At 63.3% G+C, this 15,223-nt stretch carries 7 protein-coding genes; 4 read left to right on the top strand and 3 right to left on the bottom strand.

The window, feature by feature from the left end:
• Positions 1–85: 85 nt before the first annotated feature.
• Positions 86–5,014, bottom strand: a complete 4,929-nt coding sequence (locus tag ACT01B_RS07450) for an NAD-glutamate dehydrogenase (RefSeq protein ID WP_445146730.1) — start codon at positions 5,012–5,014, stop codon at positions 86–88.
• An 884-nt stretch (positions 5,015–5,898) separates the two neighbouring features.
• Between ACT01B_RS07450 and ACT01B_RS07445 the strand changes: the two genes are divergently transcribed.
• Both ACT01B_RS07445 and ACT01B_RS07440 read left to right on the top strand, forming a co-directional pair.
• Complete coding sequence (locus tag ACT01B_RS07445) at positions 5,899–7,122, top strand: efflux RND transporter periplasmic adaptor subunit (RefSeq protein ID WP_445146729.1); 1,224 nt, start codon at positions 5,899–5,901, stop codon at positions 7,120–7,122.
• Between the two features lie 11 nt (positions 7,123–7,133).
• Positions 7,134–10,373, top strand: coding sequence for a multidrug efflux RND transporter permease subunit (locus tag ACT01B_RS07440; protein WP_445146728.1), 3,240 nt, complete (start codon positions 7,134–7,136; stop codon positions 10,371–10,373).
• A gap of 89 nt (positions 10,374–10,462) precedes the next feature.
• Here ACT01B_RS07440 and ACT01B_RS07435 read toward each other — a convergent pair whose 3' ends face one another.
• Positions 10,463–11,431, bottom strand: coding sequence for a GGDEF domain-containing protein (locus ACT01B_RS07435; protein WP_445146727.1), 969 nt, complete (start codon positions 11,429–11,431; stop codon positions 10,463–10,465).
• A gap of 282 nt (positions 11,432–11,713) precedes the next feature.
• Positions 11,714–12,874: an acyl-CoA dehydrogenase family protein gene (locus ACT01B_RS07430; protein ID WP_445146726.1), complete on the bottom strand. Its 1,161-nt coding sequence runs from the start codon at positions 12,872–12,874 to the stop codon at positions 11,714–11,716.
• Positions 12,875–13,196: 322 nt separating this feature from the next.
• Here ACT01B_RS07430 and ACT01B_RS07425 point away from each other — a divergent pair, with 322 nt between their 5' ends.
• Both ACT01B_RS07425 and ACT01B_RS07420 read left to right on the top strand, forming a co-directional pair.
• Positions 13,197–14,123 carry a metalloregulator ArsR/SmtB family transcription factor gene (locus tag ACT01B_RS07425; protein ID WP_445146725.1) on the top strand — a complete coding sequence of 309 codons (927 nt, stop codon included), beginning with the start codon at positions 13,197–13,199 and terminating at the stop codon, positions 14,121–14,123.
• A gap of 14 nt (positions 14,124–14,137) precedes the next feature.
• Positions 14,138–15,217, top strand: coding sequence for a homocysteine S-methyltransferase family protein (locus tag ACT01B_RS07420; RefSeq protein ID WP_445146724.1), 1,080 nt, complete (start codon positions 14,138–14,140; stop codon positions 15,215–15,217).
• The last annotated feature ends 6 nt before the right edge of the window (positions 15,218–15,223 follow it).

Raw genomic sequence — 15,223 nt, 5'->3', positions numbered from 1 at the left:
GAAACGCGCAAGGGTAGGAGCGGCTTCAGCCGCGATGGCCTCAACGTCAAGGCATCGCGGCTAAAGCCGCTCCTACACAGGGTGCTTACACCGGTACCTGCGCCAACTGCGCCAGGCGACGGACTGCGACCGAGGCGATCGGGTAGTCCGCGTTCTGGGTGAGGATTTCCGCCAGCATATTGCGCGTGTACTTCAGCGTGGCATCGTCACGCTGCAGCCAGGCCTGCACCGGCGAGACATCCTTGGCGCCGCCGGTCATCGACAGCACCTGCAGAACCAGGGCGCGATGCTGGTGGTTCAGCTCATCCAGCAAGGAACCGCGTGCCTGGGCATGCCAGTGACCTTCCACCGGGAGTGCCTCGATCTGGCTGCGCAACCATTCCAGGTCCAACGACTCACCCAGTTCGTAGAACACGCTGGCCACCTGGTCGATCGGCTGGCCGCTCTGCTGCGCGACCTCCACGATGTCCAGCATCGCGCGCAACTCGGGGATGCGTGCCAGACGCAGGGCCAATTCCGCCGGCAGGCCGAGACCTTCCCACTTTTCCTGGCTGGTGGCGAAATCCGCCTTGCCGGTTTCGGTGAGTGCCGCCGGCAACGCCGCGTGCAGTGCCGACACGCCATTCTGGTAGCGTTCGACGTTGGCATTGATGTCCAGCGTGCCGCCCGGGCGGTTCAGCAGCCAACGCGTCATATGACGCAGTAGCGACCAGATCTGCAGGATGGCATCGATCTGGGTGTTTTCGGCGACCTTGCCGTCCAGCGCCTCGATCTCCGACCACAACGGGCGTGCGCCGAGGATTTCGCGCGCCGCCGTGTAGGCCTTGGAAATCGCCGCCGGACCCTGCCCGGTGTCTTCCTGCATGCGCATCATGAAGGTGGCGCCCATGCGGTTGATCGTCGAGTTCGTCACTGCCGTGGCGATGATCTCGCGCTTCAGGCGATGGCGCTGCATGTGCTCGGCGTACTTGGTGTGCAAAGGCTCGGGGAAGTAGCGCACCAGTTCCTTGGACAGGTACGGATCTTCCGGCACGTCCGAATCCAGCAACTGCTGGTACAGCTTGAGCTTGTCGTACGACAGCAGCACCGCCAGCTCCGGGCGGGTCATGCCGATGCCGCGCGTCTTGCGCTCGATCAGCTCCGCCTCACTCGGCAGGTTCTCCACCTGGCGGTCGAGCAGGCCCTCGCTCTCCAGCATGCGGATGAAGTGTGCCATCGAGCCGATGCGTTGCACCGACTGGTGCTCCATCAGGGTGATGGCCTGGTTCTGGCGGTAGTTGTCCCACAGCACCAACTCGCCGACTTCGTCCGTCATCGCGGCCAGCTGTTTGTTGCGCGCGTCCTCGGTCAACTCGCCACGCTGCACGGCATCGTTCAGCAGGATCTTGATGTTCACCTCGTGATCGGAGGTGTCCACGCCGGCGGAGTTGTCGATGAAGTCGGTATTGAGCAACACGCCATGGTGGGCAGCCTCGATGCGGCCCTTCTGGGTCATGCCCAGGTTGCCGCCCTCGCCTACCACCTTGCAGCGCAGCTCGCCACCGTTGACACGCAGGGCGTTGTTGGCGCGATCGCCCACGTCCGCGTGCGTTTCGCTGCTGGCTTTCACATAGGTGCCGATACCGCCGTTCCACAGCAGGTCCACCGGTGCCTTGAGGATGGCACTGAGCAATTCGTTCGGCGCCATCTGCGTCACGTCGGCCTTGAGGCCAAGCGCCGCACGCACTTCCGGCGACACCGGAATCGACTTCAGGCTGCGCGCATAGACGCCACCACCGGCCGAGATCAACGACTTGTCGTAGTCGTCCCAGCTCGAGCGTGGCAGTTTGAACATGCGCTCGCGCTCGACGAACGAACGCTCCGTATCCGGATTCGGATCGAAGAAGATATGTCGATGATCGAACGCGACGAGCAGGCGGATATGCCGCGACAGCAGCATGCCGTTGCCGAACACGTCGCCGGACATGTCACCGATGCCGACGCAGGTGAAATCCTCGGTCTGGGTGTTGCGGCCCAGCGCACGGAAGTGGCGCTTCACCGACTCCCAGGCGCCCTTGGCCGTAATGCCCATGCCCTTGTGGTCGTAACCGTTCGAACCGCCCGAGGCAAACGCGTCGCCCAGCCAGAAGCCGTGCTCGATCGAGATCGCGTTGGCGATATCGGAGAACGTAGCCGTGCCCTTGTCGGCAGCAACCACCAGGTACGGGTCGTCCGCATCGTGACGTACCACCTCGTGCGGCGGTACCACCTTGCCTTCGACCAGGTTGTCGGTGATGTCGAGCAGGCCGTTGATGAACATGCGGTAGCAGGCGATACCTTCGGCCAGCTGCGCGTCGCGGTCACCGTTCACCGGCGCACGCTTCACGTAGAAGCCGCCCTTCGAACCGACCGGCACGATGACGGTGTTCTTCACCATCTGTGCCTTCACCAGGCCGAGCACCTCGGTGCGGAAATCTTCGCGGCGATCAGACCAGCGCAGGCCGCCGCGGGCAACCGCACCGAAGCGCAGGTGAATACCTTCCACGCGCGGTGCGCAGACAAAGATTTCGCGGTACGGCACCGGCTTGGGCAGCTCCGGCACGCCGTGCGAATCGAACTTGTAGCTGATGTAGCTACGGTAGGCACCCTCCCACTGCTGGAAGAAGCTGGTACGCAAGGTCGAACGAATCAACGTAACGAAGCTGCGCAAGATGCGGTCGTCATCCAGGCTGGACACGGTTTCAAGCAGCGTGCCGATGGCCTCTTTCACCACCACCACCTGCTCGCCGCGTGGCTTGGAAAGCGCGCCTACCAGGCCATCGATGACACCCGGATGCAGCGTGCGTACCGATTCCGGAATCAGCACCTGCATTTCGGCGGCGAGCGCTGCGCCAGCCTTGGTCAGCTCAGCGGCCGACAGCGTTTCGCGGCGCGGGTCGAACTTGGCCAGGAACAGCTCCACCAACAGGCCGGCGATCGCCGGATAGCGGTTGAACGCGTCTTCCATATAGCTCTGCGAGAACGCCACGCCCGTCTGCAACAGGTACTTGCAATAGCCGCGCAGCATCGCGACCTGGCGCCAGCTCAGCTTGCCGCCTAGTACCAGGCGGTTGAAACCGTCGTTCTCGGCATTGCCGCGCCAGATCTGTTCGAACGCGTCCTCGAACAGCGTACCGACCTGCTCCACGCTGAAAGCCAGGCTGCCGGCGGTCTGCACCTCGAAATCCTGGATATACAGCACCGAACCGTCGACGTTTACGTCGTACAGATGCTCGGTGAGCACGCGCAGGCCAAGGTTCTCCAGCTGCGGCAGCACTTCGGACAGCGCAATGTCACCACCGCTGCGATAGATCTTGAAGCGCAACTCATCCGGACGTTCGGCCGGGTGATAGAACGACATGCGTACCGCATCGTCGCCCTTGAGCAACGAAAGCTGGCGTACATCCTCCGCCGCCGCCGTCGGCGTGACGTCTTCGACGTAGCCCGCCGGCAAGGCCTTGGCATAGCGGTTGGCCAGCACTACGCCGTCGTGTTCACCCAGCGTACGCACCAGTTCGTCGCGCAAGTCGTCGTGCCAGTTGCGCACGATGGTGGCCACGCCCTTTTCGAGCTCGGCAACATCGTAGGACGCCTGGTCGCCGATCTTGGGGCGCACCACCACGTGCAGGCGCACCAGGGCGGCCTCGCCCATCAGCACGGACGAGTCCAGATGCTCGCCGCGCATGGCGTCGCTAAGCAGCGTTTCGATGCGCTCGCGCACGGTCGTATTGAAACGATCACGCGGCACATAGACCAGGCAGGTGATGAAACGGCCATAGCGGTCACGGCGCACGAACAGGCGCGTGCGGGCACGCTGGCGCAGTTCGAGGGTACCCATCGCGGTGTTGTAGAGCTCGTCTTCGCTGCTCTGGAACAACTCATCGCGCGGCAGCGTCTCCAGGATGTGGCGCAAGGCCTTGCCCGAATGCGAATCGCGCTTGAGCCCCGAGCGCTCCATGGCGAACTCGAACTTCTGGCGCACCAGCGGCACGTTCTGCGGGCGCGCCATATAGGCGTTGGACGAGAACAGGCCCAGGAAGCGCTGCTCGGCCACCGGCTTGCCGGCGGCATCGAACTTGAGCACGCCAACGTAATCCATGTAGCCGGGGCGATGCGCATGCGAACGCGCATTGGTCTTGGTCAGGATGATGGCGTCGGTGGAGCCGGACTGCGGCAGCTCATGCGCCACCAGCGTACGCAGCGAGCGCGGTGCCAGCGAGCGCTCGCTCTTGTGCAGGATGCCCATGCCCGACGGCTCGACGGCGCGCAGCACTTCCTCGCCATCGGTCTCGGTCACTTCGTATTCGCGATAACCGAGGAAGGTGAAGTTGTCGTCGGCGAGCCAGCGCAGGAATTCCGACGCCTCATGCACCGAAGCGGCATCGAGCGGCAACTGGCGCTGCGGCAGCTCGGCGGCGATGGACAGCGCCTGGTCGCGCATCTTGGCCCAGTCGTTGACGGCCGTGCGTACGTCTTCCAGCGCCGTCTCGATCTGCGCCTTCAGCTGAATCTGCTCGGCCTCGTCCGCGACGCGGTCGACTTCGAAATGCATCACCGATTCGGACTGACCGTACTCGGCAACCAGCTTGACCAGCTTGCCCGCCGCATCGCGCATTACCTCGACGACCGGATGGATCACCGCATGAATCTGCAGATGCTGGCCCGCGATCATGCTAACCGTGTCCACCAGGAACGGCATGTCATCCGTCACCACCTGGATATAGCTGCGGCCCTCATGGCCAGCACCCGGGTTGATCACACGTACGACAGCGCGGCCTGGCTGACGCTGCTGCATGAAGTCGAGCAGGTCCGCGATCAACGCGGCCCATTCGGTCGCCGTGTGGGACTGCAGATCGCTATCCGCGATACGCGCGAAGAAAGCGTCGATAAAAAATTGCGCCTCATCAAGGCGCTGGGTCGTTAGTCCGCTTTTCTTCAGTTCTTCGAATACAACAGTGGGGAAGGAGCTGCTGCTAGCCGCACGAATCGCGTTCATGGCATCTACTGTTCAGTGGAGACGGAATGAGGCAAAAAAAGCTCTAGAAGAATACGCCTCGCGTCAGACCTTAGCTACCTTTGCGGTAAGACGACTTCAGCTTGTAGCAGGTCATGACGCTCTTGCAGCAAGACCTGCCGCGTGCGACCGACACAAAGTAAATTCGCTACAGCCGTGGCCAGCGCCCTCGTTCCTTGCAGTGAAAAAGCTCGTGGCAATCACGTCTCGGCTTCGACTATTGCGTCGCCCATGGCAACGGCAAGACTGCAATACCCACGCGTACAGCTATTTGAATCGATCACACCATAGGTGTCCCGTGCGCCCATGGCGTTGCGCTGCGGCGCAACACACGCATCATCGATGACATCGCCCTTATGGCCAGCGCCCAACCGCCGCTTCGACCATGCACGCATCCGGTCGGCAAGCGGCGGCATCGATCGCCGCGTTGCTCGGGCACACGGGACGACCGGCACACGCCGACGTCGCGCACGGATGGCAAGATGGAACGGCCGTCGCGTCGGGCATGCCCGGTACTACACCGACACCGTTCCTTCACGGATATAAGTCAAAATTAGTCTTCCCAGGATCCGTTACGGGGGACAGGCTTTCACCGTAGGCGATACCTGTCCCGTCAATCACTCCAAGAGCTCAGGCCGGCGATTGCCAGGAAAGTCAACGCCTCTACAAATTTTAAACTGTACGGTATAGTCCACGTCCGCTCACTATCCATGAGCCGCGGTGCCTGCCCTGATCGTGCCCCTCCCCTCCCCCGGGACCCAAGGCACTCGGGGCTGTCGTGTGCTCGACGTAGTTGAACGCTTTGTCATCGCCCGGAGTGGCGACGACAAGCTAGATCCCGACCACATTAGAAGAATGGAGCCCACATGAAGTCCTCGTCTCTGCGCACACCCCTGTTGTGCCTAGGCCTGCTCTCACTGGCCGCCTGCGGCAAAGGCAAGGACCAAGGTCCGCCGCAGATGCCGCCACCGGAAGTCGGCGTGGTCAAGGTGCAGCCGCAGACGGAGCCTCTGCACAAGAGCCTCGTGGGCCGACTTTCCCCCTATCGCAGTGGTGACGTGCGGGCTCGCGTGTCCGGCCTGCTGCTCAAGCGCGTCTATGTCGAAGGCAGTGACGTCAAGCAGGGGCAGTTGATGTTCGAGATCGACCCGGCACCGTATCTAGCCGCGCTGAACGCGGACCTGGCCAACCTCGCCTCGGCCAAGGCGACCTACGCCAATGCCCACGTCCAGGCCGAGCGTGATCGTGCGCTGGTGCCGAAGGGCTTCGTTTCCAAGGCCCAGCTGGATGCGGACGAAGCCACCGAGCGCAGCTCCGCCGCCGCGGTGCTGCAGGCCGATGCCGTTGTGCAGACCGCCCGGGTCAACCTCAGCTATACCAAGATCACGGCCCCGATCAATGGCCGCTCTGGCCAGCAGCAGGTCACCGAGGGCGCCATTGTCGGCAGCAGTACGGCCGATACCGGCGCCAATGCAACCTTGCTCACCACCGTCGACCAGCTCGATCCGCTCTATGTGAACTTCACCGTGAGCGTGGCCGATCTTGATCGGCTGCGTCGCGCGCAGAATGCCGGCAAGGTCACGCTGGCAGAACAGAACAAGGCCACCGTGGCGGTGACCCTGCCCGACGGCAGCGTCTATGACCAGCAAGGTACGCTCGATTTCTCCGACACCACGGTCAACCCGTCCACCGGCGCAGTGAGCCTGCGCGCCCAGCTGCCAAACCCTGACCGCACCCTGCTCCCCGGCCAATACGTAACGATCGAGGCCAACCTGGGCGAGCAGCACAATGTATTCCTGGTGCCACAGGCGGCCCTGCTGCGCGATACGGCAGGTGCCTACACCATGGTGGTCGGTGCCGATGGCAAGGTCGTGCGCAAGACCGTGACCGCCAGCGACACCAGCGGCAACAACTGGATCGTCACCAGTGGCCTGCAGGCAGGCGATCAAGTGGTCGTGTCGGGCCTGCAGCGTGTCAAGGAAGGCGCTCCGGCCAAGGCAGCGCCATGGCAGCCCGAACAGGGTGCCCCGGGCGGTGCCGCCAAGCCGGGCCAAGCCCCGGCTAGCGGCAAGCCGGCCGGCGGGCAGTAAAGGAGTAGACCATGCCCAGTTTCTTTATTGACCGCCCCATTTTCGCGTGGGTGGTGGCGATCCTGATCTCCCTGTGCGGCACCATCGCGGTGTTGAGCATGGGTATCGAGTCGTATCCGAACATCGCCCCGCCCCAGGTGACGGTCAATGCGACCTACCCCGGCGCCAGCGCGGATACCACCGAGAAAACCGTCACCCAGGTGATCGAGCAGCAACTGACCGGCATCGATCACCTGCTGTACTTCAGTTCGTCGTCCAGCTCCAGCGGCACGGCTACGGTCACACTCACCTTCGAAACCGGCACCGATCCGGACATCGCCCAGGTGCAGGTGCAGAACAAGGTGGCACTGGCCACCCCGCGCCTGCCCGCCCAGGTGAACCTGCAGGGCGTCGTGGTGGCCAAGAGCAACCCGGACTTCCTGATGTTCATCGCGCTGACCTCGGATAACCCGCGCATCGACGGCGACAAGCTCACCGACATCGTGTCCTCGCAGGTGCTGGACCAGATCGGCCGTATTCCGGGCGTGGGCAGCACCCGCCAGCTCGGCTCAGAATACGCGATGCGCGTCTGGCTCAACCCGGACAAGTTGCAGGGTTATAAATTGTCGGCGACGCAGGTGCTCACCGCGCTGCAAACGCAAAACGTACAGTTCGCCGCTGGCTCGCTCGGTTCCGATCCGGCCACGAACGGTCAGGGCTTCAGCGCGACCGTATCCGCGGAAGGCCGCTTCGTCACGCCCAGCGAGTTCGAGAACATCATCCTGCGCGCCGACAGCGATGGCACCGTGGTCAAGCTCCGCGACGTGGCCCGTATCGACTTTGGCCCCCAGAGCTACGGCTTTGCCGCCACCTATAACGGCACCGCCACCGGTTCGTTTGGCGTCCAGCTGCTGCCCGGCGCGAACGCGCTGGACGTGGCCACCGCCGTGCGCGCCAAGATGGCGGATCTGGCCAGAAGCTTCCCCGAAGGCGTGACCTGGTTCGCCCCCTACGACACCACCACCTTCGTGAAGATCTCGATCAAGGAAGTGGTCCAAACCCTGGTCGAGGCGATCATCCTGGTGTTCCTGGTAATGCTGTTGTTCCTGCAGAACTTGCGGGCCACCATCATTCCGACCCTGGTGATTCCGGTCGCGCTGCTGGGCACGTTCCTGGGCCTGTTGCCGCTGGGCTTTACCATCAACCAGCTGACCTTGTTCGGCATGGTGCTCGCCATCGGTATCGTGGTGGACGACGCGATCGTGGTGATCGAGAACGTCGAACGCATCATGACCGAGGAGCACCTGTCGCCGAAGGAGGCCACGCGCAAGGCGATGGGCCAGATCACCGGCGCCATCGTGGCGATCACCGTGGTGCTGGCGGCGGTGTTCGTGCCGTCGGCCCTGCAGCCCGGCGCCTCGGGCGTGATCTACAAGCAGTTCGCGCTGACCATTGCGGTGTCAATGGGCTTCTCGGCGTTCCTCGCGCTATCGTTCACGCCGGCACTATGCGCCACCCTGCTGCAGCCGACGCATACCCACAAGAAAAACATCATCTATCGCAAGTTCAACGACCTGTTCGGGTGGGTGACGCATACGTACACCGGCCATATCGGCGGCGCGGTCAAGAATGCCCCCCGCTGGATGATCATGTTCGCGCTGATCGTGGTGTTGTTGGGCTTCCTGTTTACCCGCGTGCCGACCAGCTTCGTGCCTGAGGAAGACCAGGGCTACGCGCTAGCCATCGTAACGCTGCCGCCCGGTGCGAGCCTGCAACGTACGAAGGAGGTCAACCGGCAAATCCGTGAGGTGCTGCTGAAGGATCCGGCCGTCGAAGGCGTGTTCCAGATCTCCGGCTTCAGCTTCGTGGGTACCGGCGAAAACACCGGCATGGATTTCGTCCGGTTGAAGGACTGGAGTGCCCGCGACATCACGGCGACGGAGTTCATCCAGCAAGCCAACAAGAAGTTGCACGGTATCCGCGATGCGCAGATCTTCGTGGTCAACCTACCCACCATCCGCGGTCTCAGCCAGTTCGGCGGCATCGACATGTACCTGCAGGCGCGTTCGGGCCAGTCGCGCGATGAACTCACCGAGGCACGCAATACGCTGCTCGGCAAGGCCGCGCAGAGCCCTGCCCTGGTCGGCGTGCGTCCGAACACGCTGGAAAGCGCCCCACAGCTCAATCTGAGTGTCGATCGCCAGCAGGCGCAATCGATGGGCCTTTCGGTCAGCGACATCTACAACGCGATTCAGCTGACGCTGGCCCCGGTGTACGTCAACGACTTCTCCTACGGCGGCCGCGTGAAGCGAGTGATGGTGCAGGCCGACGCGCCCTTCCGCATGGGACCCGAAGCGCTGCAGCACATCTACACGCCCAGCACGCTGGCCGCGGCCAGCAGCTCACCTACCGTCAACAACATGATCCCGTTGGCGAGCGTCGTGCACGCCGACTGGGGCTATGCCGCACCGGCGCTGACCCGCTACAACGGCTATTCCGCGGTGGAAATCGTGGGTAACGAAGGTCCGGGTTATTCCACCGGCCAGGCGATGGGCGTGATCGAGGGCATTGTCAACGACAACCTGCCGAAGGGATTTGGCTACGACTGGACGGGCCAGTCGTACCAGGAAATCCTGGCCGGCAACTCGGCCACGCTGTTGCTGGTGCTATCCATCTTCATCGTGTTCCTGTGCCTGGCGGCGCTGTACGAGAGCTGGTCGATTCCGGTGTCGGTGCTGCTGGTCGTGCCGCTCGGTGTGCTCGGCGTGGTGGTGTTTACCATGCTGCGCGGACTGTCCAACGACATCTACTTCAAGATCGGCATGATCACGGTGATTGGTCTTGCCGCAAAGAACGCGATCCTGATCGTGGAATTTGCGGTGGAGCAACAGCAGCAAGGCCACACCCTGCGCGCTGGTGTGATCGAAGCGGCCCGCCTGCGACTGCGCCCGATCCTGATGACGTCGATGGCCTTCATCCTGGGTGTGTTCCCGCTGTTCATCTCCACAGGTGCCGGCGCCAACGCCCGCCACGCGATTGGTACCGGCGTGATCGGCGGCATGCTGTTCGCCACCTTCCTCGGCCTGCTGCTGATCCCGGTGTTCTACGTGGTGGTGCGTCGCCTGCTCGGCGACAAGCTGGACGAGGCATCGCATTCGATCCGCGGCAGCCATGGCGGTCCGGCAGCCGAAGGCGGTACCGGCGGCACCCCGCCACCGCAGGATCCGGCCGGCATGCAGCCGTTCGACTCGGACCCGCGTCGCGGCGCCTGATCCGAACGCGGCGATATCCGCCTCGAGTAAAACGAAAAGCCCCGGTCGCGAGACCGGGGCTTTTTTCTTGGCAAGCCTTACTGCGCCTGTCAGTCGCTGGCGACGACAGCGTTTCTTCCGCGCTGCTTGGCCTGGTAAAGACGTCGATCCACCAGTTCGATAAAGGACAATCGCTCGTCGCCGTGCATCGGCACGACCGTCCCGACGCCGATACTGACCGTAACTGCCTTGCTGACCATGGAGCGTTCGTGCGGAATCCACTCTTGCACGAGCAGCTGCCGGCATCGCTCGACTACACGCATGGCGGCATCCGCATCCGTTTCCGGCAGCACCAGCACGAACTCCTCGCCGCCGAAGCGGGCCAGGAAATCATGCGTGCGGTTCACCGCTGCACTCAACACGTTGGCCACCAGCTTGAGGCAATAGTCGCCCTGCAGGTGTCCGTAGTGATCGTTGTATTGCTTGAAGTAGTCGATATCGAGCATGACCAGCGACAAGGGCTTGCCGCTGCGCCGTGCATTGGCCCAGTCTTCTTCAAACACGGCGTCAAAGCGGCGCCGGTTGGCAATGCCCGTCAAGCCATCCTTGAACGACAACGCCTCCAGCTCCCGCTGCAGGTCGAGCAGCCTTTGTTCGGTGCGCTTGCGCTCGCTGATGTCGAACATGAACCCGACCAGCGAATCGACCGAGCCATCATCATTGCGCACGACGTGCACGACATCGCGAATCCATACGTACTCGCCGTTCTTGCACAGCGCCCGGTAATCGGCCTCGTGATCCACACCGGCTTTCGACTGCGCCACGCAAAACGCCACGGCCCAATCGCGATCTTCCGGATGCATGCGATCGGCCCAGTCCTGCACGCTTACCCAGCTCGACGGCTCCCAGCCCAGCAGCGCCTCGATCTGCGGTCCGACATAGGCAAAGGCCATGGTGTTCCAGTCGATTTTCCATGGAATGGCCTTGGTCGACTCCAGCAAGGCCTTGTAGACCGTGCCGTTGGTATCCTCAATGCCCGCCGCGTTACTCCGGGCGCTATCCAGCACCTGCGATGACATAGCTTTCCCCTTGGACCTGATGTCGCCGAATGACGAGTCAAGCCTGATCAGGCACTACAGCTGGCCGGGCAGTCAACTGCCGTTGAGGCATCGGGGGGGGTTTGTGTCGCTCAATCTTGAGCAAGTTGCCGTCCTTGGCGGGAGGGGACCTCACTCCGTGGCGAATCGCAAGTATTTGCGATTACGGGACGCGCGTCAACACCCATCCCCGCAGGCATCCCGCGAAACGAAAACGCCCGGCAGGTTCCCCGGCCGGGCGCATCAAAACAGCCAACAGACCGATCAGCGCAGACCGGTTTCCGCGCGGGCGATCACCAGACGCTGGATCTCGCTGGTGCCTTCGTAGATCTCGGTGATCTTGGCGTCGCGGAAGTAGCGCTCCAGCGGCATCTCCTTGGAGTAGCCCATGCCGCCATGGATCTGCACGGCCTGGTGGGCGATCCACATCGCCGCCTCGGAGGCGGTGAGCTTGGCCACCGAAGCCTCGGTGCCGAAGCGGCCGCCGTTCTTTTCCGCCTCGCCCTTGGCCCAGGCCGCGCGCAGGGTAAGCAGGGTTGCCGCATCGAGCTTGCACTTCATATCGGCAATCTTGGACTGCGTCATCTGGAACGTACCAATCGGATGGCCAAACGCCTTGCGGTCGCGCGACCACTGCAGCGTCGCTTCATACGCGGCGCGCGCAATGCCCACCGACTGTGAAGCAATGCCGATACGCCCGGCGTCGAGCACGCCCATGGCGATGGAGAAGCCCTTACCCTCTTGGCCCAGCAGGTTTTCCTTGGGCAGCACGTAGTCGGTGAATTCAATTTCGCAGGTGGCCGAGGCACGGATACCGAGCTTGGGCTCGGTCTTGCCCGCGTGGAAACCCGGCAGCTGGGTATCGACGATAAACGCCGACACGCCCTTGGCGCCGATGCCTGGCGTGCTGATGGCAAACAGGATGATGTAGCGCGCGACCGGGCCGGAGGTGATCCAGCTCTTCTTACCGTTGATGACCCAATTACCATCGGCGTTCTGGGTGGCGCGGGTATGCATGGCCGACGCATCGGAGCCGGACTGCGGCTCGGTGAGTGCGTAGGCCCCAATCGCATCGCCCTGCGCGATCGCGCGCACGTATTTCTGCTTCTGCGCTTCCGTACCGTGCTTGAGGATGCCGTTGCAGAACAGCGAGTTGTTGACCGACATGATGGTCGCCGTGGCGGCATCGGCCGCTGCAATCTCGATCACCGCCAGCACGTAAGCGATCGGGTCCATGCCCGCTCCACCGTACTCGGTCGGCACCTCAATACCCATCAAGCCCAACTGGCCCATCTCGCGGATGTTCTCCAGCGGGAACTCGCCCTTGGCATCCAACTCGGCCGCTACCGGCACGATGCGCTTCTGCGCAAAATCACGGGCGATGGACTGGATGGACAGTTGGTCATCGGTAAAACGGAAATCCATGGACTACTCCGGAACATTAGCTAGCCCGCTATTTTAGCCCGCCGAGGGCGATGAACCTTGTGCGAGTGCAGCAAGAACCTCTACTAGGTTGGAGCGCGCCCTGTGCGCGACAAACCGGCAGGACTGCCGGTTTGCACAGCGACAGCTGCCCGAAGGGCGAGGGCCAGAGATGGCCCGAGTGAACAGCCAACGGAGCGGTAACGCCGTGATCGCGCACAGGGTGCGCTCCTACATTGAAGGTAGATAGGGAGGGTTCTTCTTGACGCATGGCACCGAGGGGCCTAGCCTTATGCATCTCTTTATCGCGATATAAGGATGCTAGATGGACTTGGCCACCGCCTCCAGCGTGCTGCGCCTGCTGGCGGACCCGACCCGTGTGCGCTTGCTCGCCCTGCTCGAAGGCGAGGAACTCACCGTGGCCGAATTGGCCTCCGTGCTGCATCTCGCGCAGCCGCGCGTGTCGACGCATCTGGCCAAGCTCAAGGAAGCCGACCTGGTGCGCGACCGCCGCGCAGGCGTATCGGCGTATTACCGCGCCAACAACGAGAGCGACGAACAGCAGCGGATCCTGCTGAAGTCCCTGCGCGACAGCATCGATGATGCCTTGCTGCGCGAAGACGCTGCGCGCTTGCCCGGTGTTCTGGCTCAGCGTGCACGTTCCGAAGGTTGGGCCGATACGGTAGCCGGCGACATGGAGCGCCACTACTCGCCCGGTCGCACCTGGGAGACCTTGGCGCGCTCCCTGCTGCAGTTGCTGGAAACCGGCGACGTGCTGGATATCGCTTCCGGCGATGGCATCACCGCCGAGCTGCTCGCCCCGCACGCGCGCTCCATCGTGTGCGTGGACAGCAGCGAACGAGTGGCGGAAGCAGCGGCTCAACGCCTCAAACCCTTCACCAATGTCGAAGTGCGCCACGGCGACATGCATGCCTTGGACCTGGGCGACCGGCGCTTCGACCTTGTCCTGATGCTGCACGCCCTCACCTATGCCGAACAGCCCGCCAAGGCGGTGGCCGAGGCAGCGCGCCTGCTGCGCCGTGGTGGCCGGCTGCTCGCTGTCACGCTCGGCAAGCATGACCACCGCGCCGTGGTCGAGCCCTTCGATCACCGCAATCTTGGTTTTTCCGCCGATGAACTGGGCGGCTTCGCCCGTTCGGCCGGTCTGGATGTACTGAGCTGTACCCGGCTTAGCCGCGAACGCAAGGCACCTCACTTCGAAGTGACCAGCCTGCTTGCGCGCAAGCCCTAAACGAGATTCCGCCCATGAGCATGTTGCCCTGGCTACACCCCGAACGCGTCGCCCTGCTGGAGCGCCAGTTGCGCGAGCGCATCCTCATCATCGACGGCGGCATGGGCACCATGCTGCAAGGCCATCAACTGGACGAGACCGCTTTCCGCGGCGATCGTTTTGTGGATGGTCATGACAGCGTGCACACGCACGACCATCCAGGTAGTTGCGACCTCAAAGGCAACAACGACCTGCTGACGCTGACCAACCCGGACATCATCCGTGGCGTGCACGAGGCCTATCTCGAAGCCGGCGCGGACCTGGTCGAGACCAATACCTTCAATTCCACGCGCATCAGCCAGGCCGACTACCACCTCGAACATCTCGCCTATGAGTTGAACCGGGAAGGTGCGCGCCTCGCGCGCGCCGCCTGCGACGCGATCGAGGCGAGGACACCTGATAAACCCCGCTTTGTCATCGGCGTGCTCGGTCCCACCAGCCGTACCGCCTCGCTGTCGCCGGATGTGAATGACCCGGGCTTCCGCAACGTCACGTTCGAAGAGCTGGCCCTCAATTACACCGAAGCGGCGAGCGGCCTCATCGATGGTGGCGCCGATATCGTCATGGTCGAAACCATCTTCGATACGCTCAACGCCAAGGCGGCGCTGTTCGCCCTCAGCGAGCTGTTCCATCAGCGCGGCACGCGCGTGCCGGTGATGATCTCGGGCACCATTACGGACCGCTCCGGCCGCACCTTGTCGGGCCAGACCGCCGAGGCGTTTTACTACTCCGTGCAGCACGCGCGTCCGCTTTCCGTGGGCCTCAATTGCGCCCTGGGCGCAGCCGATCTCCGTCCGCATGTGCAAGTGCTCGCCAACGCCGCCAGCTGTTTCGTCAGCACCCATCCCAATGCCGGCCTGCCCAACGCATTCGGCGAGTACGACGAAACACCCGAACAGATGGCTTCCGTCATCGGCGGCTTCGCCCGCGACGGCCTGCTGAATTTCGTGGGTGGCTGCTGCGGCACCACGCCCGCGCATATCAAGGCCATCGCCGATGCCGTGCGCGATTGCGCGCCGCGTGCACTTCCCTCCGACAACGCCAAGGCTGCCTGAGCTCCG

It is taken from the genome of Dyella sp. Tek66A03 (assembly GCF_052567735.1).
This window is presented reverse-complemented; position numbering and strand designations above follow the sequence as displayed.